The organism is Mesorhizobium sp. M3A.F.Ca.ET.175.01.1.1 (assembly GCF_004791945.1).
GTDB lineage: Bacteria > Pseudomonadota > Alphaproteobacteria > Rhizobiales > Rhizobiaceae > Mesorhizobium.
Genome location: NZ_SRTP01000116.1, coordinates 1 through 391 on the forward strand (window position 1 = coordinate 1; position 391 = coordinate 391).

Consider the following 391-nt stretch of genomic DNA (forward strand, 5'->3'; position numbering starts at 1 on the left):
ATCACGGCGGCACGGATCCCTGTGTGGCGAACCCGAGAATGTGCTCCTCCAACATTCTGATTTTTTGCTCAATTCGTGCGCGGGCAGCTTCGATGCCGTTGGATATCGGCGTACTAACGGCGACGGAATTCGGGAAGACAAGGAGGGAAACAGCTTGCAGCTCCAGCTGATCACTGTAGCCGGCGCAGGCGTCGGCGAGATCGAAGTGGCGCCTTTCGTCGTTTAGGTCCGAGTAGTAGTCGTTTGCCACCGGCATCATCAGTCCCACGCGAGGGTCCGCGTGCCATCACGGGGCTGGCCGGCTCGCCAAGGCGCTTGCAGAACCGCCGACGCCGACCGATAAAGCTGCATGACCTTTGACCAGATCAAAAGCTTCTATCTTGTAGCGGTG

Annotated in this window: 1 protein-coding gene; it reads right to left on the bottom strand. The window is 58.8% G+C overall.

The window, feature by feature from the left end:
- Position 1: 1 nt before the first annotated feature.
- Positions 2–268: a hypothetical protein gene (locus EN818_RS33050; RefSeq protein WP_167498733.1), complete on the bottom strand. Its 267-nt coding sequence runs from the start codon at positions 266–268 to the stop codon at positions 2–4.
- Between the last annotated feature and the right edge of the window lie 123 nt (positions 269–391).